Below are 24,575 nucleotides of genomic sequence, written 5' to 3'. Positions count from 1 at the left end.
ACGTTGTACAAACGACACATGCTCCGTTACAAAAATTACAAACAGATACGGAACCTGTTACGGCCTCGATCTGATTTGTTGACATCTCACCTTTTCAATTATGACTTTGACTTTGCTGGGCACGTCCATACCCATACGCGCCGGCGAAGCCTTATGCCCGCTTGGCTCGGGAACCTGCCAGAGGCCCTCCGTCATCGGGAAGAATATCGGTGGTGGTCGGTGTCCACAATGTGTCCGGCTGCGGGGTGCCGAAGTCGGGGCCATTCGCGGTCCACCGCACCACGCCCACACGCGCATGACGATTCGGATCGAACAGCGGGTCGCCCTCGATATGCGTGTAGTTGCGTGCGTGATAAATCATCAGGTCCTCGGTACCGTCCTCGGATCTGGTGAAGCAATTATGGCCGGGACCGTACTGGCCGTTGGCCTCGCAGGTCTTGAACACCGGCTCGCCGGCCTTGCTCCAGCTCGACGGGTCGAGCAGGTCGCTGCCACGGTCGGCGGTCAACAGACCCACGGCGTACGGCACGCCGGTGCCCGACGCCGAATAGGTGATATAGACCTTGTCGTCGTGCAACAGGAACGCCGGCCCCTCATTGACAAGAAAATCGACGCACTCCCAGTCGTATTCGGGGCGGCTCAACATCACCGGATCGGTATCGAGCGTCCACGGATTCTTCATGCGGGCGATATACAGATTGGAATTGCCGGGAATCTGCGGGTCCTTTTGCGCCCAGACCAGATACTGGACCCCATCGATGACCTCGGTGGTGGCATCCAACGAGAAGGAATCGACAGGCGTTACGATTTGGCCCTTTTCCGTCCACTCGTCGGCGGTGGGGTCGTCGGCCTTGCTCTCCAGCACATACATGCGATGCGTCGGCAGATCGGCGGCGTCAAAATCGACCTCGGCGGCCGCGAAGTAGATGTACCAGGCGCCGTTGATGCGATGCAGTTCGGGCGCCCAGATGTATCTGCTCATCGGGCCGGATTCGTGCTTGTGCCAGATAACGGTCTCCGGTGCCTTCTGCAACCCGGCGATGGTCTTGGCCTTGCGGATGCCGATGGTGGCGTAACGGGGATGCGAACCTGTGAAGTAATAGGTTTCATCGCTCTTCAGGACCCATGGATCCGCACGCTGCAGAACGATAGGATTGTCATAAACGACCATGTTCACTCTCGAATCCGTCTCAACTATAATTTACAACGTTGAATATAGCAGATTTACAACGTTGAAACAAATCGGAGTGGCGCGGCCTATCTATCTGCGCTATTGCGTCCTTCAAAACGAGACCTCAGCGATCGGCGTTACATCTCAGCAATGGCGCCAAATCAGAAAATACCATAATGCCAAATCAGGAGACGAAAACATCAAAACAGGCAAACAGCTCTGCCGCTCTCACCGTCTCTGACCCAAAACGCCGCAACAGGGAATCGGCGCCAGGACGCCTCCCTGTTGTCTTGCGCGACAATTTCAGCGGTCGACCCGGCGCGTGGAATCGCGGACCACCAGCGTCGACGAGACCTTACGGAAAACGGTGCCGCCATTCGCCGCGCCCAATGGGCTGACGCCGTCGATGCGGTTCTTCAAAACCCGCACCGAAAGACGCGCGACGGCCTCAAGCCCCGGGGCGATGGAAGTCAGGGACGGCGAGAGATATTGCGAATCGTCCGAATTGTCGAACCCGATCACCGACACGTCATCCGGAATCCTCAAGCCGCGCATCTGGATGGCATGCATGGCACCGGAAGCGAGCATATCGTTCAACGCGACGACGCCGTCCAACTTGACGCCGCTATCGAGCAGACGGTTCATGGCGTCCACCCCGTCGACACGATGCCACATCCTGGACGGGGCGACCAGCCGCTCGTCGAATTCGATGCCGTTCTCTTCCAAGGCTTCTTTATAACCTTGGAAACGCAGGCCCGCCGAGCCGACCTTCTCGCCGGGATGCACGCCCAGCACGGCGACCCTGCGGCACCCGGTCTGGATGAGATACGCCGTGGCGCGCTTGGCGCCTTCGACGTTCTCGGTGGCGATATGATCCACCGAATCGGTGAAGATACGCTCGCCGATAAGCACCAGCGGATAGTCGACATCGAGCTGGTTCACATCGTCCTGCCCAAGCTCCAAGGGGCTGAAGATCACGCCGTCAAGCATGGAAAGCCGCTTGCCGTGCAGCGCCTCGATCTCTCCTTCGCGCGAATAGAGCGTGGGCTCCACGATGACCTGCAGCCCCAGCTTTTTGGCCTCGCCGATGACCAGCGAGGAGAGCTGGGCGAAATACGGCAGCTGGAGATCGGGAATGATCAGCGAGATGACGCCGGTCTGGCCTCGCCGCAGGTTGCGCGCTGAGGCATTGACCACATAACCGAGCTCGTCGATGGCCTTGTTGACCTTCTCGCGCGTGGCGTCCGAGACGAATTGATAGTCGTTGACAACGTTGGAAACGGTTTTGATCGAGACCCCTGCAGCTTTTGCGACCTCGCGCATGGTCACAACCTTCTGTTCAGGACCTTTATGGCTTCTGGCATCACTTCCGGATGATTTCATATTCTTCATTACTCCTGCTTGTCAATGAACATGTCGATGACTATATACGAATTACATCATTTCTATCTTCATCGATACACATCTCGAGGAGCAATCAAGTTCTTCGCTCGCCTGCATGTCGAGAATCGGCATCCTTTCAGCATTCCAGTGTACACGGCGCACCTGCGCGTCGCGACCACCGTATTGCCCGTCAGCATACTCGGCGGCGTGGAAGACATACAACGGATTGCCGTCCTCGTCACTCGACCACATGCCGTGACCAGTTCCCAGTTGCCATTCATCGTTGTATATGCTGGACTTCTGCAACGGGTAATCCAGCTTGGTCCACGTTCGCGGATCCAGCAGATCGGCGTCCTTGCCGGCCGGAGCGGTGGCCAGACCGGTGGTGTAGTCGATGCCGACCAGGGAGCCGGAATAAATAAGGAACAGTGTCCCATCGTGCTCGATGACGTTGGGGCCTTCGGCGATGGCATTGTCCCAGGCGAATTCCGGGAACACGATCTGTCGCGGCGAACTGGTCAGATGCGCCGGTCGCTCAGGATCGAACGTGGCGATCCAGACGCTGCCGATCTGCTGCCAGGCGTAGTACCAATGCCCGGAATCGGTGAACACCGTCATGTCGAGGCTGATGCGCTGCACCGGATTCAACGCCTCGCCCTTCGGGCCGTAAATCGGCTCGGGAGCATCCCAGTTGGCAGGTTCGCGCGGGTCGAGATCGCGGCCGTCGGCATCTTGACGTAGCTGCATGATGTGGCAGCAGCCCGTCCACATATCGGGCTTGCCCGCACGGTCGTTGGGCGTGCCGTCGGGATTGTGCTCCGGGCCGTCGAAACACGGCATGAAGAGAATCGAGAGCCGGCCGCCGATGATGTGCAGTTCCGGTGCCCAGAAGCAGCCTGTCATCACCCGCCCCTCGCTGTTGCGGTCACCACACTTCAAAAGGTCGATCTCACGGCTCCGCCCACCGGCCGCGTCCGAAAGCTCGGCGATGGTGTGCCCCACACGCAGGGGCATGTGGGTGCGGCCATTATTCGGGTCGATGCAATTGCCGCCGGTGTCGTCGGTGGCGATGAAGAGGAACAGCCGTTCTCCGTTGAAATCGAAGGCGAATACCGACGGATCGGCGCGTTCACGGGCGAACGGCACCGGATAGGTCTCCTGACGCACGATACCGTCGATGCTCACCACATCGCCGGCCTTGAAGTTTCCGGCGAGCACGTTGCGCCTGAAATCCTCAAGCTGCGCCTCGTCCCAATCGACGTTGCGACAAACGCAAGAACCGTCGGAATAAAGCAGATCGACGGTCTCGTGCCCGAAACGTTGAAGCGCGGCGTCGACGGCAGAAGCGGAAGCGGAGAGCGCAAACGTCAGCGCAGGACTAGCGACGCCGGTGTTGTAGACGCGTCCGAAGCGGTTGAGCAGGGCGATGGCGTCGTTTTCATCGATGTCAATGACATTGCCGGGCACGCAGTCCGGGATATCGGCCGACCCGACCTGTTCATTGCGCCAGTCAGCCATTTCGGAACCGCTGTCGTCGCGTTCCGCGCCAGCGCACGCGTTGCCGTCAGCTGCGGTTTCGTCCATCGCGACCACGCCGTCAAACGCTTCCAGCAGATTGTCGACATGCGCCGTACGCAACGCACCGGCATCATTGTGCCAGGAAATCATGTATCCCCCGGTTTCGGCGAGTGCCGTCACCTGCGGGCGGTGCACGCCCTCGTCGGTATCCAACGTCACCATGCCCAGCTGCTCATAGCTCAACAAGTCCGGACTCCGGGCCAGCAGGAACGCACAACGTTCGGACCCGTCGGCTTTGCCGCCGCGGGCCGTACGGGTGGCCGCGATGCCGTAGCCCATGTCCGGCCAGCGGAACAGATACGGGTCTTTGAGGCTTTTGAGGGTGATATCGACGTCCGGCATCAGCGCGTCAAGTCCCACAGCACCACTGGGCGCGTAACCGGAAGGCCCGTCCTCCTCGCGCAAATGGCGTGAGGCGGTTGCCGCGCCTCTCGCGTGTCGCGGCACACCCACGCGCGGCACGCCTGCGGCAAAGAATATGCCATAGTTGCCGTTGAGCGCCTCCCACCTGCCCGTCGCCGGCGAGCGCAGCGCCAGATGCATGCTCAACGCGATGTCGGCATTGTTGGCATGTTCACGGTCGGTGGGTTCCCTTGTATAGCACAGCAAGGAATACTCCTGCATACATTCCTGATGTTTTTCCATCTTCGACGCCCTGTCTCCGCATTCGGCTTTACAACGATGTACAATATTTATAAAATATTACATCGTTATAGAAACGCAACGCCGCAATTTCCGGAAAGAAGCGAGGCAAATCATGGCAATGACGACACTGCGACGCACGTTGGCTGCAACGTTGGCGGCGTTGACCCTCATCGGCACGCTCGCGGGATGCGCGGGCAACTCCGCCGGCGACGCCTCCAACGGCACCGCCCAAACCGGGGAAACCCGCAATTCGGCGGGCAAGCACATCAGCCGAGTCTCGGTGCACGACCCGTCCGTCGTCAAGGCGAACGGCAAGTATTACGTCTTTGGCTCCCACCGCGCGTGGGCCAAAAGCGACGACCTCGTCAACTGGCATTATTTCAAGAACAACCTCAGCACAGACTACGAAACGATTTTCGCCGATATCTGGAAGGCGTGGCCCAAGCAGTCCTCGAATCCCGACGTCAAGGGCAACATGTGGGCGCCGGACGTGGTGTGGAACCCGACGATGAAGAAATGGTGCATGTACCTCTCCCTGAACGGGGCCAACTACCAGTCCGTCATCGTCCTGCTCACCGCCAGCGACATCGAGGGCGACTGGACCTACGTCGGCCCGGTGGTCTACTCCGGCTTCAACGACGCCGACAAGGACAAGACCGACGTGCCGAAGGTGCTCGGCGAGAACGCCGACCTCGGTCGCTACCTCTCCGCCGACGACACCGAGATCAACGCCATCGACCCCAGTGTCAAGGCCGACGACAACGGCGAGATGTGGATGACCTTCGGCTCGTGGTTCGGCGGCATGTGGATGCTGAAGCTCGACGGCAAAACCGGCCTGCGCGACTACACGAAGACCTACGAAACCGTCACCGACAAGTCCGACGGCTACTACGGCGTCAAGCTCGGCGGCGGCTACGGCAACTCCGGTGAGGGCTCCTATCTGCTCAACACCAACGGCTGGTGGTACCTCTTCACCTCCTACGGCCACCTCGAGCAGACCGGCGGCTACCAGATCCGCATGTTCCGCTCGAAGTCCATCACCGGCCCCTACATCGATGAAAACGGCAACCCCGCCGTCTCGACCAGCGCCGACGCCAACAACTGGGAAGGCGACACCGGCGTGCGACTGATGGCCTCGAACCAGTGGAGCGGCACCGACAACGGCGACATCGAGGTCTCGCAAGGCCACAATTCCGCGCTCGTCGACAGCGACGGCACCGTCTATCTCATCTATCACACCCGCTTCTCCGACCGCGGCGAGGTCCACGAGATCCGTACCCGGCAACTGCTGCCGACCGCCGACGGCTGGCTCACCGCAGCGCCTTACGAATACACCGGCACCAAGGCGAAGGCCAAGGGCTATAAGACCAGCGAGCTGGCCGGCACCTACGAATTCGCGATGCAGAACCCGAACACCTATTTCAAAGGGCCGAAGAAGCTCGGCGACAAGACCAGCACCGACTACAAAGGCGTCAACAAAGGCACCGACATCACGCTCACCGCCAGCGGCAAGGTGACCGGGGAGCGCAAAGGCACCTGGGAAACCAAGGCGGGCAGCAACGAGCTGGAGATCACACTCGACGGCATCACCTACGTCGGCGCGTTCGACAGGCTGCCGCGAGACAAGGACGGCAAGCCCGTCATGACGTTCTCGGCGCTCGGCGACAACATCTGCGTCTGGGGCTCGAAGAAGTAGCTATTGAGCCCGATGCTTCAGGTCGGCGGGTATGAACAGGAACGCAGAATCGTCAGCGTTCGCTGGCATACCTGCCGACCTGAAGCATAGAGAGATTTTTCAAGGAGGTATGTATGGCCATTTCAACGATTACCACACGGCGGCTGCCGGTCCGCATCCCGCGCACGCCCGAAGGTTTTTACGAATTTTCGCTGCCCGCCGGACACGTGCCGATCCACGACCCCGCCATCGCCGAAGAAAACGGGGTCTACTATATTTTCGGCACGCACCGACGCTTCGCCCGCAGCACCGATCTGGTCAACTGGGAACCGCTGAACAACAATCTCACCGACGATTTCGAGACACTGCTCGGGCCTATCTGGAAGCAGTGGCCACAGGTGGGCTTGAACGGATCGCCGCTTTCCGGCAATACCTGGGCTCCGGACGTCATCTTCAACCCGACGATGGGCAAGTGGTGCATGTATCTCTCCGTCAACGGCGAGAACTACCAGTCGGTCATCGTGCTTCTGACCGCCGATCATCTCGAAGACGACTGGCAATACGTGGGCCCGATGATTTACTCCGGGTTCAAACCCGAAAACGTCAGAAAAACCGACGTACCACGCGTACTCGGCAAGGAAGCCGCAGGACCGCTGGTGCGCTATCAGTCGCTCAAGGACTCGCATATCAACGCCATCGACGCGGCGCCGGTGACCGACGAACGCGGCGATATGTGGATGAGCTTCGGCTCGTGGTTCGGCGGGCTGTGGATGATCCGGCTCGACCCGGAAACCGGACTACGCGACTACGAGACCACCTACCCGCTCGCCAAAGACGCGAGCGACCCCTATTACGGCATCAAAATCGGGGGCGGATACGGCAATTCCGGCGAGGGCTCGTATTTCCTGCATGCCAACGGCTGGTGGTATCTCATGCTCTCCTACGGGGGCTTGGGACGCACCGGCGGCTACCAAATCCGCGTCTTCCGTTCGCGCGAGCTGACCGGTCCCTACGTCGACCAGGCCGGCAACCCCGCGGTCTCACACGGTGAAATCGCCGACAATTGGACCGGCAAAACCGGCGTGCGGCTGCTCGCCTCGGTGGCCTGGAACGGAGGATCCGCCACGTCTCCATCGGCAAACCCCGCGAAGGCGGCACCGGAAGGCAAAGCCATACTCCCCGATTGGGGTGGCGTGGAAATCTCGCAGGGCCACAACTCCGCGTTGGCGCGCGAGGACGGGCGAATGTTCATGGTCTACCACACCCGTTTCATCGGCCGCGACGACAACGACTACGAGACCCGGGTACGCGAGCTCTACACCACCGCTGACGGCTGGCTGGTCGCCGCACCTTACGAATATCAAGGATCGCTCGGCATCGCACCGCACACACCCGCCGAAATCGCGGATATCTCCGGTGATTATGAGCTTGTCTGCCTGCGTCAAGACACGTATTTCGACGGTACGCGCGACGCCGATGGCCGCTGGCACGGCGTCAATACCCCCGTACATATCCGGCTTCGGCCAGATGGACGTGTCAGCGCGACTAATCTGCAAACGTTGATATCGGCAGGTTTGATTGACGACGATGTATCCGTAGCTTCGGCGGACGGTACCGTAACCTGCGGCCTGTGGCGGCTTTCGGGCGACGGACACGCGCTCGATGCTCGCGACGAAACCGAAACCGGCGAGATCTGCGGCAACGGCTCGATGCGCATCACACTCGGCACGCTCACCTACACCGGCGTTTTCGTCACGCTGCCCCGGGAATCCGACGGCAAGCCGGCCATGACCTTCTCCGCGGTCGGCAACAACCTCTGCATCTGGGGCGCACGGTGCTGAGCGACAGCTCATACGCGAAGGCCGGTAGCCGTTGAATGATGAAATCAGCACCACCGTTCAACGGCTACCGGCCTTTCCTTCCTTCGTCACCCGGCTCTGGTAGTCGAGCCGTAGCCGGCAAGCGACTTGTCACTGTTCATCACCGTTGCAACCACATTCCACGTGTATTTCACCGATAGATTTCCAACGTTATACATTTTCGACATCGCCCAAGATACAGCCTCTCTTCTCTTGTCTTTCATCTGCTTTACGCCCATGGATGCCACGAGTTCAGCTTGTCAACGTGGTACGCCCTCATACCACTCAAATTGACAAATCGTACCGGAATTATCTAAAATAATACTTTGTATTTACAGCTGAAGTAATCAATAGATGGCGTGCAGGACGATGCTATCCACGCGCAGCGTAGGCGTGATTTGACGAAGGAGCACATACGAAAACAAGACGGAAGGCAGCCATCGCCGGCATTCTTATCGCTGTCATGCTCATGGTTGCGCCGAGCTCGGCCAATGCCATGGAGGCGGGCTCGCTGCCAGCGGTATCAGATCAAAGCCTCTCGGCAACAACGCCGTCATACAACAATCCGTCCGCAACGCAAGTCGGGCAGAATAAACCCGATCCCAATATCGGCAAGCCGCAAACCCACAGCAAAGACTGCGAACCCGATTCACAATCCGGCTATGGCAACACCAACGGCGGCAATGGCGGCAATGGCGGCAATGGCGGCGGCAATGTCATCGCGACGGCCGACCGCCCCCGATGCGCCGTACACGGCGGCCTGCTCACCCCTGCGTCCCAAGCACACCATTCCGTAATACCTTATGTTCTTCTGCTGCTTGCGGCCGGCATAACCATAGACTTGATCCGTCGCCATTTCAAGGCGGATTCACAGACCAGCCCGCATCACTCGGACAGGTAAGCCGACCGAGGCAAAGCTTCCTCTTCTGTACCCTTTTGGACTTGGGACCTATTTGAGTTTTAGCGTAGCGGCATAGACGGCCTTTCGATTGGAAAGAGATCCGTCGGAAAGCGGATGCTCTTTGACCACTTCGGCGATCGCGTCCTTGATGCGTTCGTCGGTTTTGGCGGCACGCTCGAGGGCCAACGCGGCCAGGTCATCGACGCTCAGCACGGCCGCCGCGGCCTCCCCCGCCTTCAGCGCCTCGTCCTCGCTCGCCCCGGCAATGACCAGGACGATCTCACCGCGCGGCGGATCGTCGATGACCGACTGGTGGATCTCGGCGATGGTGCCGCGGCGAATCTGCTCATAGTCCTTGGTCAGCTCGCGGCACAGCGCCATCGGGCGGTCCGGCCCGAACATCTCCAGCAGGTCGTCCATCGTCTCGGCGATGCGGTGCAGGGTCTCGTAGAAGACGATCGTGCGGCGCTCGGCCGCCAGCGAGCGGAAACGGTTCATGCGCTCGCCTCGCTTGCGCGGCACGAAGCCCTCGTAGCAGAAGCGGTCGGTCGGCAGGCCGGAAAGCGCGAGCGCGTCGAGCACGGCGGAGGGGCCGGGCGCGCAGGTCACCGGCAGGTCGCGCTCGATGGCGCGGCGCACGATGGCCACGCCCGGGTCGTTGACGGTGGGCATGCCCGCATCCGAAACCACCAGCACGGTCGCCCCGCGCTCCACCTCGTCTAAGAGGCCGTCGGCCTTGGCCCGCTCGTTGTGGTCGTGGTTGGCGACGACGCGGCCGCCGACGCGCACGCCGAGGCGGTTGGCCAAGTCGTAGAGACGGCGTGTGTCCTCCGCCGCGACGATGTCGGCCCGCTCGATCAGCGCCTTGAGACGGCCCGAGGCATCGCCCACGTTGCCGATCGGCGTGGCCGCCAGCACGACGGTGCCGCGCGGTATCTCAATCATCACGCCATCTTGCGTCGCGTCGCGTTCGCCGGTTGCCTGTTCCGCAGATTCCATATCGCTCGATTCCATACCTCAAGTATCCATCACCATGGTGACGCGATACGACTTCCGCCATCAAACGCCGTCCCGCAAGCTTCTTAGAATTCTGAGTGGGGTTCGGCACCGCGCATACGTTATTGAGATACCAGCGTACGCGGCGCCGGGCACGGAAGAAGGGACATTTATGCAGTACGTTACCAAAACCATCAAAGGCATTGACGGGAGCGTCGCCACACTCACCGGCTATATCATCGACAATTCCAAGGAAATCGATCCCGATCGTCGCCGCCCGGCCGTGCTCATTTTCCCCGGCGGAGGATTCAACAAGGTGACCGACCGCGAAGCCGAACCCATCGCGATGATGGCACTTGACGCCGGCGTACAGGCATTCGTGCTGCGCTACTCCATCGCGCCTTCGCAGTACCCGGTGCAGATGCTTGAGGGCGCCGAGGCCATGAAGATGATCCGCGCCAACGCCGAAGAGTGGCATGTCGACCCCAAGGCCGTCACCGTCATCGGCTTCTCCTGCGGCGGCCAGCTCGCCGCGTCGATGGCCACAACCACCGGCGACGACGTAATGCGCGAAAACGGCTATGATCCCGACGAGGTGCGCGCCAACGGCCTGGCGCTGGGTTACCCGGTCCTGACGGCCGGCAAGTACCGCCACGAAGGCACCATAACCAAGCTCTTGGGCGACAAGAAGAGCGACCAGGCGATGCTCGACGAGATCTCCTGCGAGAAGCACGTCGACGCAAAGACCGCGCCGACCTTCATCTGGCAGACCGTCACCGACGCCGTGGTGCCGGTGCAGAACTCGCTGCTCTTCATCAACGCCTGCGTCGAAGCGGGAGTATCCGTCGAAGCGCATATCTTCCCACAGGGCCCGCACAGCCTGGCTCTCGCCACCGCCGAGACGGCCGCAGCCGGCAATGACGCGCAAATCGAACCGAGCGCCCAAGTCTGGCCAAGCCTCTGGGCCGCCTGGGTCGAGCGCAATTTCATAAATTAAAAAGTAGGCTTTTGCTTAAAAAGAACCGGTCGCTGGATTTCGTTTGGCAACCGGTTCTTTTCAATACGCGCCAGTTTTATACAATCCGTTCCTTACCAAACCGCCAGAGCCGCCTTGATTGTCAACAAAATTCCAGGCAGCCAATACCGTATGCCCAAAGAGTCTATTCATCACAGAAATTCCCAGCCGTTCCTGTGGCTACGGCCGCCCGCAGCTTTCCGAAGTCAATCGTCGATACGGATCGGTCACCCTTGAAAGCGACCGGCCAAATCCGTTGAGAGAGGAATATGAAATGATGAAACGAGCCTGCTGCTGCCAGTCTTACTCGCTCAGGGCCTCGATCATGTAGTTGTTGATCGTGGCCTTGACGCTCTCGAGGTGATCGGAGTGCGTGGAGGCGATAAGCTCGCTCTGCGGCCTGTCAATCGCATAGTCCTCGAGCGTGGCCAGTGTGGCCTTGCCGTCCTCGACGCTCTTGCCGATGCCGGAGTCGAAGGAGCTGTAGCGCTTCGAGACGAGATCCTCGATGTACTTGTCCTCGTGCATCTTCGCGGCGACCAGAAGGCCGGCGGCGAAGGAATCCATGCCCGCGATGTGGGTACGGAACAGATCCTCGGCCTCGAAGGAGCTGCGGCGCGGCTTGGCGTCGAAGTTCAGGCCGCCGTGAGGGCCGATCTGGCCTTCGGCGAGGACCTCCCACATCACTGCGGTGGTCTCGTAGAGGTCGGTCGGGAACTCGTCCATATCCCAGCCGATGAGCTTGTCGCCCTGGTTGGCGTCCAGCGAACCGAGCACCCCCGCGTCGCGCGCCACACGGATCTCGTGCTGATAGGTGTGGGTGGCGAGGTTGGCGTGGTTGCCCTCGAGGTTCAGGCGGAACGTACCCATCAGGTCGTACTTCTGCAGGAAGGAGATGGCGGTGGAGGCATCGAAGTCATACTGCAGCATGCAGGGTTCCTTGGCCTTCGGCTCGATCAGGAACTGCGCGTTCATGCCGATTTCCTTGGCGTAGTCCACGCACATGTGGAAGAACTTGGCCATGTGGTCCTTTTCGCGGGCCATGTCGGTGTTCCAGAGGTTTTCGTAGCCTTCACGGCCGCCCCAGAAGACGTAGTTCTCGGCGCCGAGACGCTTGCCAATCTCGAGGCTGTGCTTGAGCTGAGCGCCGGAATAGGCGAAGATGTCGGCGAACGGCGAAGTCGAAGCGCCGTCGACGAAGCGCGGGTTGGTGAAGAGCGATGAGGTGTTCCACAGCAGCTTGATGCCGGTGGCCTTCATGTTCTCTTCGATCTTGTCGACGACACGATCGAGGTTAGCGTTGGTCTCGCGCAGGGTGTCGCCTTCCGGCGCCAGGTCGCGGTCATGGAAGGCGAAGTACTCGACGCCGAGCTTTTCGAAGAGCTCGAAGGCGTAATCGACCTTGGCGAGCGACTGGTCCATCGGGTCGCTGTACTTGTAATACGGACGATGCGCGGTGCCGTCGCCGAACGGGTCGACGAGCTTCTGGTCGAAGGTGTGCCACCAAGCCACGGCGAAGCGCAGCCAGTCCTTCATCTTCTTGCCGGCGACCACGCGATCGGCGTCATAATAATGGAAACCAAGCTCTTCCTTGACTCCCTTGTCGTGTCCGACGTACGGAATTTTGTCTACATCCCACAACCCCATAGGTTGCTCCTTTGCACACGTGCCGTCGTTGCAGACGACATTGGTTAATTCGTTTCACTTACATCGTAGGTCACGGAACCGCATTATGTCAAATCATTTAATTATATTCGCGACAAAAGTTTCAACTCTTTCAAAAGCATCGTTTCATGAGGGAGAACGTGCGCCGATAACCGCCCAGGCAGGGCCGTCAAGAACAACGTGTTCGCGCATTTAGACGAGTAAGGGCAGAACAAAACCACCGATACACCAATAACATACGATTTGCCGCCTGCGGATGCAACCACAGACGGCAAATCGTTACTTCACCATCTCTTCGCGTTTATCAGGATTTCGTGAATGAAGCTATATTCGTAAGTCTCCACTCCCGACCATTTCGTCTTCAAGGTCAATCGATGTGCTCCGTTACTGTTCCTTCCATCTTAGGAAGGAATGGCACGCCGCTTCCATCCGTTCCACCTTCAAAAGTAATCGTCGTACTTCCCTCCATCTTAGGAATGGATGGAAGCACATTACTTCCATCCGTTCCGTCTTCAAGAGCAATCGACACCCGTGGCGGATCAGATTTCCCGTTATTGTCAAACATCTGTACCGCGGTCCCGCCACCACAACCAAGTAGTCCCGTCTGGAATTCCGTCGTCTGAGGCTCACTATCCGGCTTCTGATCATCGTAAAGAGTCATTTTGCCCTTCATCGGATGGCTATCAGCACACGTCGGATTGGAGAACATGGCCGTAACCGAATGATCGGCATGACGCTGTACCTCAATATGGATATTGTCCACCTGTATGGTGACCGGCGCCTCGTCTTTCGCTTCCGCAGCGTAGGCGGTGGACGGTCCGGCCAATGCCAAGCACGCCATCATGGCCACGGACGCGGACATCGCACCCAAAATCTTTTTGTTGTTACGCATCATGCCACGCTCCTCACCATTGAATCGGACCACATACCACGTGTATGACACATTATAATCCATCTTCGCCTTGCACACAACATTCATTTCAGAGAATGGGCTCAGACCGTGCGCAACTCGCCTTTGACCTTGAGGGTCACCGGGTCGCCGGAAAGGCGGCGGACCGAGACCTCGCCGTGGGTGACATTGACGACCAGACGCGAGCCGTGGATGGTGAGCCTGTAGGTGAGGCTCTCCCAAGCCTTGGGTAGGTGCGGGTCGATCGAAAGCTCTTCGCCGCCCGAATCGCGCAGGCCGCCGAAACCGGCGACCGCCGACATCCACACGCCGCCGGCCGAAGCCAGATGGATGCCGTCGGACGTGTTGCTGTGAAGGTTGGCCACGTCGGCGTAGAGGGATTCCAGGAAGTACTGCATCGCAAGGTCGCCGTAACCGACCTCGGCGGCGAGGATGCACTGAGAAGCCGCGGAAAGCGAGGAATCGCCGGTGGTCAGCGGGTCGTAGAAGTCGAAATCGCGCCGTTTGACATCGAGCCCGAATTGCGAGGAAAGCAGGTAAAGCGCCAATACCGTGTCCGTCTGTTTCAAGACGCGACGGCGATAGATCACCATCGGATGATAGTGCAGGAGCAGCGGGCGCTCGGTGTCGTGCTCGAAATCCCAGGTCTCGCGGCGCATGATGTCGTCGTCCTGAAGATGGATGCCGAGCTTTTTGTCATACGGCAATTTCATCAGTTCGGCGATCTCGCGCCAGCGCATCGATTCGCCGGGCTTGATCGAAAGGCGCTGGACCACGGCGTTGAGTTCCTCGCCTTCCAGCGATTCCAAGGCGTCCGCGGCCTTGCGCAGGTTGAATTGCGCCATGACGTTGGTGTAATAGTTGTCGTCCACCAGGGCGGTGTATTCGTCCGGCCCGGTGACGTTGTTGATATGGAAGGTGCCGTCCCAGCCCATATAGCCCAGGCTCGCCCACATCCTCGCGGTCTCGACCAGAATGTCGATGCCTTCGCTCGCCAAAAACTCATGGTCGCCGGTCACCGCGACATACTGGCAGACGGCGTAGGCGATGTCCGCGTCGATATGGTACTGGGCGGTTCCGGCCTCGAAGAAGGCCGAGGCCTCCTCGCCGTTGATGCCGCGCCACGGGAAGAGCCCGCCTTCCATGCTCATGATCCGGGCGCGCTTGCGGGCCGCCGGCAACATGCGGAAACGGTAGGACAGAATGTCGCGGGCCCGCGCCGGGTTGGTATAAATCAGGAAGGGGGCGATATAGGTTTCAGTGTCCCAGAAATAATGGCCGGAATAGCCGGTACCGCTCAGCCCCTTCGCCGACACGCCGTTGGGGACGGTGGCCGTCGCTTGCGCGAGCTCGAAAAGCTCCCAGCGCAAGGTCTGCTGAAGCCGCCCATCTCCACCGTCATCGATTTCGACGTCCGACTCCTGCCAGAAATGGCTCAGCCATGCACGCTGTTGCTCCTGCAGCGCTTCGAAGCCTTGCGCGACGGCCCAGTTCAGGGTTTGCGCGCAGAGCCTGATGAGTTCGACGGAATTCTGGATTTCGATGGTGGAGACCTGCAGGCCCTCATCGATTCCGATAGGATTTATCCGATATGTATTGTAAGCGGCGTAACGCTGCACCCGCTTCTCGCCGCCGTCCGGCACAGCGACGTCGAAGACGGCAGGGACCATCTCGCCGTCAATCTGCTGGCAGAAGCCGACGCCCATCGTCAGCTCGGAATGCAGGCAATGGAAAGCGCCGAAACTCTCGTCGGCCACGCCTCGCGAAATGGCATCGACCTCGAGCTTACGCAGGCCACCGTCGGCAATCAGGTCGGCCTTGCGCGGATCGACGTCTCGCGAAACCACCGGCTGGTCAGTGTTCATCTTGCCTTCGACGTGGACGTTCAGGGCACGTCCGCGGGCCTTGAACGTCAGCGCCGTGGCCATAAGGTCGGCACGGAACAGGCAGACCATGGTGACGATATCGACTTCGAGGCTCACCCCGTCGTCGATGTCATATATATAGGAACGAGTCGCGGTGCCGTCCTTGAAATCGAGGCTCTGCGAGACCTGCTGCGCCTTGCCTAGCTCCTTGCCGTCGACACAGAACCTGAAATCGACCGTATCGGGCACACCTTGCACGACCTGACCCACGCGGGCGAAACCGTAAGCCTCTTCGGCGTGGCGGATGGCAAAGGTCTCATGGAAACCGCTCAGGAACGTGCCGGAGCCGAGATTTCGCGGCGCATTGGCCTCGCCGCGCACACCGATGGTGCCGTTGGAAAGCGAGAACAGCGTCGCGCTTTCGGCACTCGGCTCACCGTATTCGGTGAATCTCCACGGATCGATGGGGTAACGGTCGGCATCGAGCGGGTCATCTTGCAAATCCAGTTTCCGGATCTCGTTACTGTCCAACGCTTCCTCCAACATCATCTCGCCTGCCGGATGCCGCCTGACGACATCGCCCATGGCTGGCAGGCTCTTCGCACATCCGGCCGCCTAAATCTCACCATCGCATAGACAACCAATACACCTTTACTGTTGGAAAGCATACTCCAAACGCAGTAATGAAACAGCTCGCAAAACACCGTGAGAGCATTAATAAAAACTCTTTGAAGAATGAGAAGCTTGACGCTGTTAGTGACACCTATATATAGGTCGTGTCAATCTCACAAGCTCACCGCGGCTGGCGGAAATGGCGGTCGCCGATCGACGGGAATGGGGTGTGCGGTTCGCGCTGGTACCAATAAGCGACGCTGGCCACATCGTCCGAGCGCTCGAAAAGCCCGGCCTCGTCGGTGCCGATCTGCTGAAGGGTCACGCGCAGATCACGGTCGAAATAAATCGGATCGGGGATGTGCCAGCGGTAGAGGCCGCGGGTAACGGGCGTCGCCTGATCCCAATAGTCGCTTTCGCGGCCGACCAGACTCTGCGAGCGGAACGGGAAGCCGACGAACGGGGCACAATAGGTCTGCTCGCGGAATTCACCGCAACTTCCCGTGCCGGCGTTGTCGCTGCCGTCGCCGAACGCCCCGAAGCTCCAAGCCCCGCCGAAATAATCCTCGGTGCCGGTGGAGGTCACGGTCGGGTAATCGGTGTCGCCGTCAAGGTAGAACTTGACCTCGCCTTCGCCCCACCAACGGCTTTCCAGCGCCGTCAACGCGATGTAGGTGCCGATATAGGTGCCCTGGCCGCGTACGCCGTCGAGAATCGTATAGTCATGCTGTTCCTGCGTGACCCGCTCGCGATGCCATCGGGCGTGGAAACGCATCGCGTCGTCCGGCAGTGCGTCGTATTCGGTGTAATCGATCTGATAGAAGAAGGAAGGCACGTCCTCGTTATGGTCGCTGCGCAACACGATTTTCGCGTGCTCGAAAGGCATGGCGAAGTAGCAGTTGAAACCGCGGTTGGGCGCGACTATGACGGGCATGGAATTGACAAGGCAGCCCTGGGCATGGCCGCAGCAGAAGAAGTCGCCAATCGGGCAGAGAACGGACGGGCTTTCCTCACCGTCCCAATAGAACTCGAGAACGAGGTTGCGCAGCACGTTCGGGCCGGTGGGCGAGGTCTTGTCGGTTACGGTCATCCAGATATGGCGAATCACGCCCGGGCCGTCGACGTCCATCAGCGTCACCGATTCGCCGGCCGGCACAGTGCCGAGGCAGGGAGTCCCTTTGCGCGAGGGGCCGAGTTTGCTGGCGGTCTGCGCCGCGACCCCCTTGCCGCCGGTCGGATTCTCCGCATTGATGCACCGCGAGCGCCCGCGCGACGCCACAGAGAGCCCATCCATCATGCCGAGCCCATAGCCTCCTAATCCTCGGGCCGCTTCTGCCTGTACAACGTTCATTGAACTTGCCTTTCTGCTTTATCCAATTTATCCAATAATATTCCGGCTGTTCCAGCTTGCCACAACGCCAACATGAATCTTTCAATCCCGCCATAACCAAGCCACTAAACCAACTAAAGCGGCCTAAATATGGCAAAATCCACAAGTTCCTCCATATTTAGGCCACTCAGCCGATCTCGACAGCTCGAATGTTGGGTAATTCAGTCAACCGTCTATTTCACAGATCCAGCGACAATACCCTGGTTGAGTTTGCGTTGGAAAATCACGAAGAAGACGATAGTCGGAATGATGCTCAAGAGCGACGCCGCCGCCAATGTAGTTGCATCCATCGTGTGCTGGCCCTGCAAGGTAGCGAGCGCCAACGGCACAGTCTGCACACTGTCGTCCATCAGGAAGGCCATCGGAATCATGTACTCGTTCCAGGTCCACACGAAGAAAAACACAAACAGCACACTGATAGTCGACCAGGAAATCGGCAACACCACATGAATAAGCGTCTTCCAACGGGAAGCGCCGTCCAGCGTGGCAGCCTCAAGGATCGCCTGCGGAAATGTACCGTATACAGCGGAAAGCAAGTAAGTCCCATATGCACTTTGTATAACAGTGAAAATAATCATAATGGCAAGCTGGGAGTTATACAAGCCGATGCGTTTAAACATAATGAACAGAGGATAGAGCAAAGCTTCCTGCGGCATCATATTAGCCAACATAATAACCAATACAATCCAACGATTGCCCTTCACGCGTCCAATCCCCAACGCGAACGAATTGAGCACCGAAAGCACCACGCCAAGCACAGCGACAACCAACGAAATTGCAAGGCTGTTAAAAAACTTGACTGGAAAATGGCTTGTATTCCAGAAGGAGACGATCCCGCTCATGGTCGGATGTGTCGGCAGGGTGAGCGGACCGTTGGCGTTGTAATCACTGATGGTCTTGAACGCGTTCATCGCCAGAATGATAAGCGGGCTCAACATCACAATGGCACCGAGAATCAGCAAAACAAGCACGAGCCAATCACCCCACGAACGAATGTGCTTGGCCTTGATCGGCACTTTTTCAGTCTCAACGGTGCCCTTAGTTGTCCTTACTTGAACGGTTGTTTCTGACATTTTGAGCTCCTGCCTTCAGTCCATGTTCTTTTCGACATGGCCCTGGATAATCGTGAACACAATCGAGAACACGATGATGACCACCGTCAACGCAGTCGAAATCGCTGCACCATAACCGACCTGCTGAACCTGGAAGAATTGATTGTATGAATAGTACGAAGGCACAATGGTCGTGGTGCCGGGTCCGCCCTTGGTCAGCAGATAGACCGGGCCGAACGTCTTCAAGGCTCCGATAGTCGCGGTCAGAATAACAACCAGTAACTCAGGCATGATCGACGGCAAGGTAACCACATAGAATTTCTGCCACCAGTTCGCGCCGTCGAGTCCGGCCGCTTCATAAAGCTCCGGGTCGACGCGCTGCAAGCCCGACATAAATATCACAATCGGATAGCCGAGCTGAATCCATATCAAAATGAACATCAACACGGGCAATGCGGTTTTCGGACTGCCGAGCCAATTGCCCTGGAACATCCCCATCCCGATCTTCTCAAGCAAAGCGTTGAAAGCACCATCGTCAGGGCGGAAAATCCATCCCATGATGATTGAAGCGACAGCAACTGGTAGCAACTGCGGAAGATAGTACAATGCTCTGATAAAGGAGGCCGTCTTGGAGCCGAATTTCTTCTGAATTACATCAGTCAGTAGCGACGAAATGAACAAACCAAGAATAGTAGGAATCACAACGATGGCGACGATAATCCAAAATGAGTTAATGAACGATTTCCAGAACATGTCATCGCGGAAAAGCTTAGACCAATTACGCCCACCTATAAACCGCACCGGCCCTACTCCCCGCCAACGGGTAAAACTAAGGTACACATTCCACAACGCTGGAACAACGATGATAACTGCAAGACTCAAAATTCCAGGTAAAAGATAAGGGACAAATCTTGACGGTTTGTTGCCAGGCAACCGTGACATTTGCCGTTCTCTGGATTTATGTTGCTGAGACAATGAAGCCTCCTCTAAAAAGAATCATTTACGACTTTTGACGGCATTTTTAAAATGCTTAATTGACGGATCGACTGACCCTCAGCCTTTCGAATGAAGAGAAAGCCGATCCGTTATCAATCACGACACCAAAGCGTTAATCTTTAACACCCATGTCATCGACACCCGACGTATAAGCCTTCTTCATCTCCTGAAGAATCTGATTCGGGTTCTTGGTACCGTTTACCAACTCCTGGAACTCAGAAGACATGGCATCAGTCAAACTGGCCGCCGGATAGTCCGGATAGTATGACAGCTTGCCCTTTTTGGAGAAGCTCGTATATTCCTCAATCATCTTCTTGTTCTTAGCATTGGTGATTTTGCTCATGTTGGCACTCAACGGCACACTGCCAGCGTTGCCTATGCCCGTCTGTAGTTCTTCAGAAATCGCATAGTTGAGCAATTTGGCAGACCAATCCTTATGCTTCGACTTCTGCGGAAGGGTCAATAGATTGCCGGTGCACCCTTGCAACATCTTCGCGCCAGGAATTGCGGCTCCGTCCCAATCAAAGTCTTTGATCTGGTTATTGAACCGGTTCTCCGTCCACGTACCCGTCTGATAAATAGGATACTCACCCTTGATAAATGAAACGGTAGTGTCCTCACCTTTCAGGCCCGTAGCGTTACGAGAGATGTAACCCTTGTTGACCCAATCATTAATCTTGTTGGTCGCATAGGTCAAAGGCTCGGCATTCCAATTGACATCATGCTTATACATCTGCCAATCATCAACAAACTTTGAATCCGCCTTGGTCCCAACAAGTGACCACCACAACCACAACACACCATAGTCCTGGGCGTCAGCAGCGATTGGGGTAATTCCAGCTGCCTTGAATTTCGCACACGCAGCTTCAAATTCGTCCATAGCCGTCGGAATCTTAAGGCCTTGTTTGGCGAACATATCCTTGTTGTAATAAACACGCTGATATTCCGCATACGTGGGAAGACCAACCCATTTATCCCCATTCATCACGCCTTTATCGTTATATTTGGCTATTGAGGCATCAGCTTTGGTAATCTTCTTATCCCAACCATATTTCTTGACGTACGGCCCAAGATCACTAAGCAGACCAGTCGACGACAGCATACCAGCCGAACCATTGCCTCGATTGGATTCCATAATGTCAGGAGCCTGGTCAGAATTGAGGAATTGACTGGCGTTTTGCGCTATTTGAGTGAAGGACTTCATCTCAAGCTTGACCTTTATACCAGTATCCTTGGTAAACATTTTTGCAGCTTTTTTCCAAGCAGCTGCTTCGGCGGAAGTATCATCCTCGTAATACCAGAACGATATACTATCCGGTTTAGTGCTACTTTGCGCATCACTGCTACCGCAACCAGCCAAAGCGGTGACGGACATAGCAGCAGCCGCCAATACTGCGATACCTTTCTTCATACTTATCATATTCCCTAACTCCTTTGGTAGATAAATTCTTTTCGAAACGTTTCGATGGTGGGCAAAAACAATCATCGGGAAAATTTAATCCACTTATGCTTTACTCGATAAAAGAGAAAACCGTCATTGCCCTTCTCAACAAACGCAAACGTATAAGATTACGTCGCATCACCCCCTCTCGTAGATATCGGTGCCGGCCCCAACGAGCCACGGTCGATAAATTTCGGTCTGAACAGTTTTACAATCCCACGGATATCACGATGCCGTTCGATAGATTCCACAAGAATTCCAATCGCTTGACGACAGAGCTCTTTCGGAGTCATCGGCATCTCAGAAATAGATTCTTTCATCGGCTGCGAAGCCAACAACGTTCCACAGGAAAGCACCGATACATTATCCGGAATCGCAAACTTGGCAACACGCAGAACACCGAGCATCAAATTAAGTACAGCCGGATCTGCCTGGCTAACTACTGCAGTAGCCCCGGCATCACCGAATAAGCAATCGGATACAAACTGGTTTGGATCAAAACTACCATCCTCAGTTAACGCCGACTCCATAATCGTCATGCCAAATTTGTCAGCAGCCGCAATCAAAGAATCTCTGAAAAGTAAGAAATAACCAGAAACAGGCTCATTCAGATTTTCGACACTACGCAACAATGCCACACGTTTATGACCGAGATCATGCAATTTTTGAGCAGCAAGCCGACCCATGGCTTCAAAATTAATATCGACGCAAGCGCAATCGTCATGCTGATCAGGATATCCGATAGCCACACAGGGCTTTCCGTATTCAGCCGCCATCGCGGCGCGAGCATCATCTTGTTCGACATCAAGCAGCACAATTCCATCGGCCAAATTGCTATGCGTAACACGCTTTATATCTTCAACGGCATCTTCACCGGTCAGCAACAGAACATCATATCCTGCAGCTTTCGCCTGCAACGCCGTCTGCATAAAATAGGCACTCAGGCTCGAATGCTTCACCTCACGGCGACCCGGTGCGATGGCGATTACGTGATTAATCTTTCCCCGCATCTTCTGGGCGCTGGCGTCGGGAATGTAGCCAAGTTCATCGATAGCCCGTAAGACCTTATCGGAGGTTTTGGTGGAAATCGAGCGCTTCCCCGACAATACATATGAAACCGTGGACGCCGATACCCCAGCAGCCTTTGCCACGTCTTTAATGCCCGCCATCACGCACCTCCTCTTCATTGATGTAAACGCTCCATATTGTTGTCGAAACGTTTCAACACTTATTAAAATATCCCCCTCACAATAAAATGTCAAATCGTGGCTTGTTCTTGCACTCATCACTGAAGATAGTGTTGATCAGTGAAAGCATGGAACGCCAGGAACAAGAACGGCATATCCGGCAGTATGTTTCCGCACAAACGGAAAAGATGAGATATAAACGACTAAGCGACGAGAAGCGAAAGGCAAGGAAGTCATGAGCAATCAACAAACCGACGGAACGGAAACCGTGACCATTTATCTCGCCAGGCACACGCAGACGACCTCCAATGTCATGGACATCATGCAAGGCTGGTCCGATTTCCCGATCACCGAAGAAGGCTACGAGATCATCCGCAATTTCGGACGCGGGCTGAAGGGCATCACGTTCGACGCCGCATACGCCGGCAACCTATCGCGCCATTATGCCACGGCACGGGGCGCTCTGGACGAATCCGGAAACAAGGATGTCGAGATTCATGTCGATCCCGACCTGCGCGAGGCCAATTTCGGCAGCTTCGAGGGACGAAACGCCACAGACACGTTCAAGGCCGCTGCGGTCCACATGGGTTATAAGACGCAGGAAGAGGTTTTCGCCGATCGCGGGATGAAAGCCCACCTCGACCTGCAGGACGCAATCGCGCAGCTGGATCAGCTTGACCTATGCTCGTCTCCGATCGATCAGAGCGTACGGGCCGAATTCTCCACGCAAATACAGGATCGCATGACCAGAGCGCTCACCAAAATCGCCGATACCGCCGTCGAGAAGCACCAGCACAACGTCCTCGTCGTCAGCTCCGGCCACAGCATCCGTGAATTTTTATGGGCGATCGACCACGACGCGGATCTGACGAACCAGGAAAACACAGCCACCACCAAGCTCACCTATCGCAACGGTTCCTTTAGCATCGTCGGCCCTACCGGTTCCTTGGAATATCGCGAACGCGGAGCACGTCTTTAGCGGTATCAGCGAACCTGCGCAAACCCAACAACAGCGCGCGGTTGTGCAGGTTCGCTGGACAGTTCAGCCAATCGCGGGGCAGGCGGCACCACTGCTGGTAACGTTGTGTTCCGCAGGCAGCGCCAGTAATACATAGTGCTGCGCGGACGCATATCAAGACGACAGACGGGACACCATGGGTTTCATTCACTTCCTCATTGAGCTTCTGAAAGACCCTCGAACCATCATCGCCGGCTGGATCTCGATGGGCGTGGCTCCCACCCTGGGCTTCATCTTCCTTATTGTCTTCATCGAAACCGGCGTGGTCTTCTTCCCGTTCCTTCCAGGCGACTCCCTGCTGTTCGCGGCCGGTTTCTTCGCCGCCCCGGACGCCGTGACCGGCAAATCCGCGCTTCCCTTGTTCGCGCTGCTGCCGGTGATCTGGATCGCGCCGATTGTAGGCGACCAGTGCAACTACTTCATCGGCCATTTCTTCGGACGCAAGATCATCGAAAGCGGCAAGGTCAAGGCCATGACCCCCGAACGCCTCGCCAAAACCGAAGCAATGATCGACAAGTGGGGCCCGCTCGCGGTCTTCCTCGGCCGCTTCTTCCCCTTCATCCGCACGTTTATGCCGTTCATTTCCGGGCTTTCCGGCATGCGCTGGCGCAGGTTCACCCCGTTCTCGATGCTCGGCGGCTTCACTTGGTCGACGCTGTTCACCCTGCTCGGCTACTTCTTCGGCGGCATCCCCATCGTTCAGGACAATTTCGAGCTGGTCATCATCGCCATTCTCGTCATTTCACTTCTTCCCACGATCATCGGGCTTGCGAAGGCCAAATTCGGCAAGAAAAACAATGGAAGCGACTCCAACGACGGCATCAAGGAGAGCGCTGACGCAACGCTTGAAGAAAGCGAATCCGCCGACTGAAGTCAGCCAGGCTCGCGCGCACTCGTTTCTTTGGGCTCCGGTCGTCCATCATTCCCGCGTGAAATGAATCACGAGCAAAAGCATACTAGAGTCTCTATCTAAAGTTCAATTCCGATAATTTCTATTTCATAAAATAGATGTCAAACGTTATTACCGTCTGGGCAACACTCATTGATTTGCCAACAAAGATTGAAGAAATACCTTGGACCAACCTCAATAATGTGAGGCAAAGAACAATTCTATAGATAAATACAACCAATTAATCCTAGAAAAGCATCTCAGCAAACCATCCTTTCAGAGATTGATCAATCTTCTATTTTCAAGCATTATTACCTTCTTCGTTGC

Annotated in this window: 18 protein-coding genes; 6 read left to right on the top strand and 12 right to left on the bottom strand. The window is 57.0% G+C overall.

The annotated features are described in order from the left end of the window. Positions 1–151: 151 nt before the first annotated feature. The 3 genes from OZX71_RS00805 to OZX71_RS00795 form a co-directional block, all read right to left on the bottom strand. A complete protein-coding gene (locus OZX71_RS00805) occupies positions 152–1,171 on the bottom strand; it encodes a family 43 glycosylhydrolase (RefSeq protein ID WP_277160150.1) in 1,020 nt (339 codons plus the stop codon). A 303-nt stretch (positions 1,172–1,474) separates the two neighbouring features. After that, on the bottom strand, positions 1,475–2,554 hold the full coding sequence (locus tag OZX71_RS00800; protein ID WP_277160611.1) for a LacI family DNA-binding transcriptional regulator: 1,080 nt from the start codon (positions 2,552–2,554) through the stop codon (positions 1,475–1,477). A gap of 51 nt (positions 2,555–2,605) precedes the next feature. Further along, positions 2,606–4,777: a family 43 glycosylhydrolase gene (locus OZX71_RS00795; protein ID WP_277160149.1), complete on the bottom strand. Its 2,172-nt coding sequence runs from the start codon at positions 4,775–4,777 to the stop codon at positions 2,606–2,608. A 112-nt stretch (positions 4,778–4,889) separates the two neighbouring features. Between OZX71_RS00795 and OZX71_RS00790 the strand changes: the two genes are divergently transcribed. The 3 genes from OZX71_RS00790 (at position 4,890) to OZX71_RS00780 (ending at position 9,212) form a co-directional block, all read left to right on the top strand. Then, positions 4,890–6,473, top strand: a complete 1,584-nt coding sequence (locus OZX71_RS00790; RefSeq protein WP_277160148.1) for a glycoside hydrolase family 43 protein — start codon at positions 4,890–4,892, stop codon at positions 6,471–6,473. A gap of 113 nt (positions 6,474–6,586) precedes the next feature. Further along, positions 6,587–8,293: a glycoside hydrolase family 43 protein gene (locus OZX71_RS00785; protein WP_277160147.1), complete on the top strand. Its 1,707-nt coding sequence runs from the start codon at positions 6,587–6,589 to the stop codon at positions 8,291–8,293. Between the two features lie 481 nt (positions 8,294–8,774). Continuing rightward, positions 8,775–9,212: a hypothetical protein gene (locus OZX71_RS00780; protein WP_277160146.1), complete on the top strand. Its 438-nt coding sequence runs from the start codon at positions 8,775–8,777 to the stop codon at positions 9,210–9,212. A gap of 48 nt (positions 9,213–9,260) precedes the next feature. Here OZX71_RS00780 and rsmI read toward each other — a convergent pair whose 3' ends face one another. After that, positions 9,261–10,157 carry a 16S rRNA (cytidine(1402)-2'-O)-methyltransferase gene (rsmI, locus tag OZX71_RS00775; protein WP_277160610.1) on the bottom strand — a complete coding sequence of 299 codons (897 nt, stop codon included), beginning with the start codon at positions 10,155–10,157 and terminating at the stop codon, positions 9,261–9,263. Between the two features lie 223 nt (positions 10,158–10,380). Here rsmI and OZX71_RS00770 point away from each other — a divergent pair, with 223 nt between their 5' ends. After that, on the top strand, positions 10,381–11,205 hold the full coding sequence (locus OZX71_RS00770; protein ID WP_277160145.1) for an alpha/beta hydrolase: 825 nt from the start codon (positions 10,381–10,383) through the stop codon (positions 11,203–11,205). A 321-nt stretch (positions 11,206–11,526) separates the two neighbouring features. On the opposite strand, the gene xylA is transcribed toward OZX71_RS00770, so the two are convergent. The 8 genes from xylA to OZX71_RS00730 all read right to left on the bottom strand — a co-directional run bounded on the left by xylA (position 11,527) and on the right by OZX71_RS00730 (position 22,323). Continuing rightward, positions 11,527–12,870 (bottom strand): xylose isomerase, encoded by a 1,344-nt coding sequence (xylA, locus tag OZX71_RS00765; protein WP_277160144.1) that lies wholly within the window; start codon positions 12,868–12,870, stop codon positions 11,527–11,529. A gap of 385 nt (positions 12,871–13,255) precedes the next feature. Continuing rightward, positions 13,256–13,783, bottom strand: coding sequence for a hypothetical protein (locus tag OZX71_RS00760; protein ID WP_277145843.1), 528 nt, complete (start codon positions 13,781–13,783; stop codon positions 13,256–13,258). Positions 13,784–13,881: 98 nt separating this feature from the next. Then, on the bottom strand, positions 13,882–16,248 hold the full coding sequence (locus OZX71_RS00755; RefSeq protein WP_277160143.1) for a glycosyl hydrolase family 65 protein: 2,367 nt from the start codon (positions 16,246–16,248) through the stop codon (positions 13,882–13,884). 208 nt (positions 16,249–16,456) lie between these two features. Beyond that, complete coding sequence (locus OZX71_RS00750; RefSeq protein WP_277160142.1) at positions 16,457–17,626, bottom strand: glycoside hydrolase family 172 protein; 1,170 nt, start codon at positions 17,624–17,626, stop codon at positions 16,457–16,459. A 212-nt stretch (positions 17,627–17,838) separates the two neighbouring features. After that, positions 17,839–18,738: a carbohydrate ABC transporter permease gene (locus OZX71_RS00745; protein ID WP_277160141.1), complete on the bottom strand. Its 900-nt coding sequence runs from the start codon at positions 18,736–18,738 to the stop codon at positions 17,839–17,841. A 15-nt stretch (positions 18,739–18,753) separates the two neighbouring features. Then, positions 18,754–19,692 (bottom strand): sugar ABC transporter permease, encoded by a 939-nt coding sequence (locus tag OZX71_RS00740; RefSeq protein ID WP_277160139.1) that lies wholly within the window; start codon positions 19,690–19,692, stop codon positions 18,754–18,756. Positions 19,693–19,825: 133 nt separating this feature from the next. Beyond that, complete coding sequence (locus OZX71_RS00735; protein ID WP_277160138.1) at positions 19,826–21,124, bottom strand: ABC transporter substrate-binding protein; 1,299 nt, start codon at positions 21,122–21,124, stop codon at positions 19,826–19,828. A 158-nt stretch (positions 21,125–21,282) separates the two neighbouring features. Further along, positions 21,283–22,323 carry a LacI family DNA-binding transcriptional regulator gene (locus OZX71_RS00730; protein ID WP_277160137.1) on the bottom strand — a complete coding sequence of 347 codons (1,041 nt, stop codon included), beginning with the start codon at positions 22,321–22,323 and terminating at the stop codon, positions 21,283–21,285. Between the two features lie 253 nt (positions 22,324–22,576). Between OZX71_RS00730 and OZX71_RS00725 the strand changes: the two genes are divergently transcribed. Both OZX71_RS00725 and OZX71_RS00720 read left to right on the top strand, forming a co-directional pair. Further along, on the top strand, positions 22,577–23,320 hold the full coding sequence (locus tag OZX71_RS00725; protein WP_277160136.1) for a histidine phosphatase family protein: 744 nt from the start codon (positions 22,577–22,579) through the stop codon (positions 23,318–23,320). Between the two features lie 175 nt (positions 23,321–23,495). Further along, complete coding sequence (locus OZX71_RS00720) at positions 23,496–24,230, top strand: VTT domain-containing protein (RefSeq protein ID WP_277160135.1); 735 nt, start codon at positions 23,496–23,498, stop codon at positions 24,228–24,230. The last annotated feature ends 345 nt before the right edge of the window (positions 24,231–24,575 follow it).

The organism is Bifidobacterium sp. ESL0764, assembly GCF_029395515.1.
Taxonomy (GTDB): domain Bacteria; phylum Actinomycetota; class Actinomycetes; order Actinomycetales; family Bifidobacteriaceae; genus Bifidobacterium.
This window is presented reverse-complemented; position numbering and strand designations above follow the sequence as displayed.

Excerpts from the sequence above, each read along its gene's own strand:
- OZX71_RS00805 (WP_277160150.1), bottom strand. The coding sequence starts at position 1,171 with ATGGTCGTTTATGACAATCCTATCGTTCTGCAGCGTGCGGATCCATGG.
- OZX71_RS00800 (WP_277160611.1), bottom strand. The coding sequence starts at position 2,554 with ATGAAATCATCCGGAAGTGATGCCAGAAGCCATAAAGGTCCTGAACAG.
- OZX71_RS00795 (WP_277160149.1), bottom strand. The coding sequence starts at position 4,777 with ATGGAAAAACATCAGGAATGTATGCAGGAGTATTCCTTGCTGTGCTAT.
- OZX71_RS00790 (WP_277160148.1), top strand. The coding sequence starts at position 4,890 with ATGGCAATGACGACACTGCGACGCACGTTGGCTGCAACGTTGGCGGCG.
- OZX71_RS00785 (WP_277160147.1), top strand. The coding sequence starts at position 6,587 with ATGGCCATTTCAACGATTACCACACGGCGGCTGCCGGTCCGCATCCCG.
- OZX71_RS00780 (WP_277160146.1), top strand. The coding sequence starts at position 8,775 with ATGCTCATGGTTGCGCCGAGCTCGGCCAATGCCATGGAGGCGGGCTCG.
- rsmI (WP_277160610.1), bottom strand. The coding sequence starts at position 10,157 with ATGATTGAGATACCGCGCGGCACCGTCGTGCTGGCGGCCACGCCGATC.
- OZX71_RS00770 (WP_277160145.1), top strand. The coding sequence starts at position 10,381 with ATGCAGTACGTTACCAAAACCATCAAAGGCATTGACGGGAGCGTCGCC.
- xylA (WP_277160144.1), bottom strand. The coding sequence starts at position 12,870 with ATGGGGTTGTGGGATGTAGACAAAATTCCGTACGTCGGACACGACAAG.
- OZX71_RS00760 (WP_277145843.1), bottom strand. The coding sequence starts at position 13,783 with ATGATGCGTAACAACAAAAAGATTTTGGGTGCGATGTCCGCGTCCGTG.
- OZX71_RS00755 (WP_277160143.1), bottom strand. The coding sequence starts at position 16,248 with ATGGGCGATGTCGTCAGGCGGCATCCGGCAGGCGAGATGATGTTGGAG.
- OZX71_RS00750 (WP_277160142.1), bottom strand. The coding sequence starts at position 17,626 with ATGAACGTTGTACAGGCAGAAGCGGCCCGAGGATTAGGAGGCTATGGG.
- OZX71_RS00745 (WP_277160141.1), bottom strand. The coding sequence starts at position 18,738 with ATGTCAGAAACAACCGTTCAAGTAAGGACAACTAAGGGCACCGTTGAG.
- OZX71_RS00735 (WP_277160138.1), bottom strand. The coding sequence starts at position 21,124 with ATGAAGAAAGGTATCGCAGTATTGGCGGCTGCTGCTATGTCCGTCACC.
- OZX71_RS00730 (WP_277160137.1), bottom strand. The coding sequence starts at position 22,323 with ATGGCGGGCATTAAAGACGTGGCAAAGGCTGCTGGGGTATCGGCGTCC.
- OZX71_RS00725 (WP_277160136.1), top strand. The coding sequence starts at position 22,577 with ATGAGCAATCAACAAACCGACGGAACGGAAACCGTGACCATTTATCTC.
- OZX71_RS00720 (WP_277160135.1), top strand. The coding sequence starts at position 23,496 with ATGGGTTTCATTCACTTCCTCATTGAGCTTCTGAAAGACCCTCGAACC.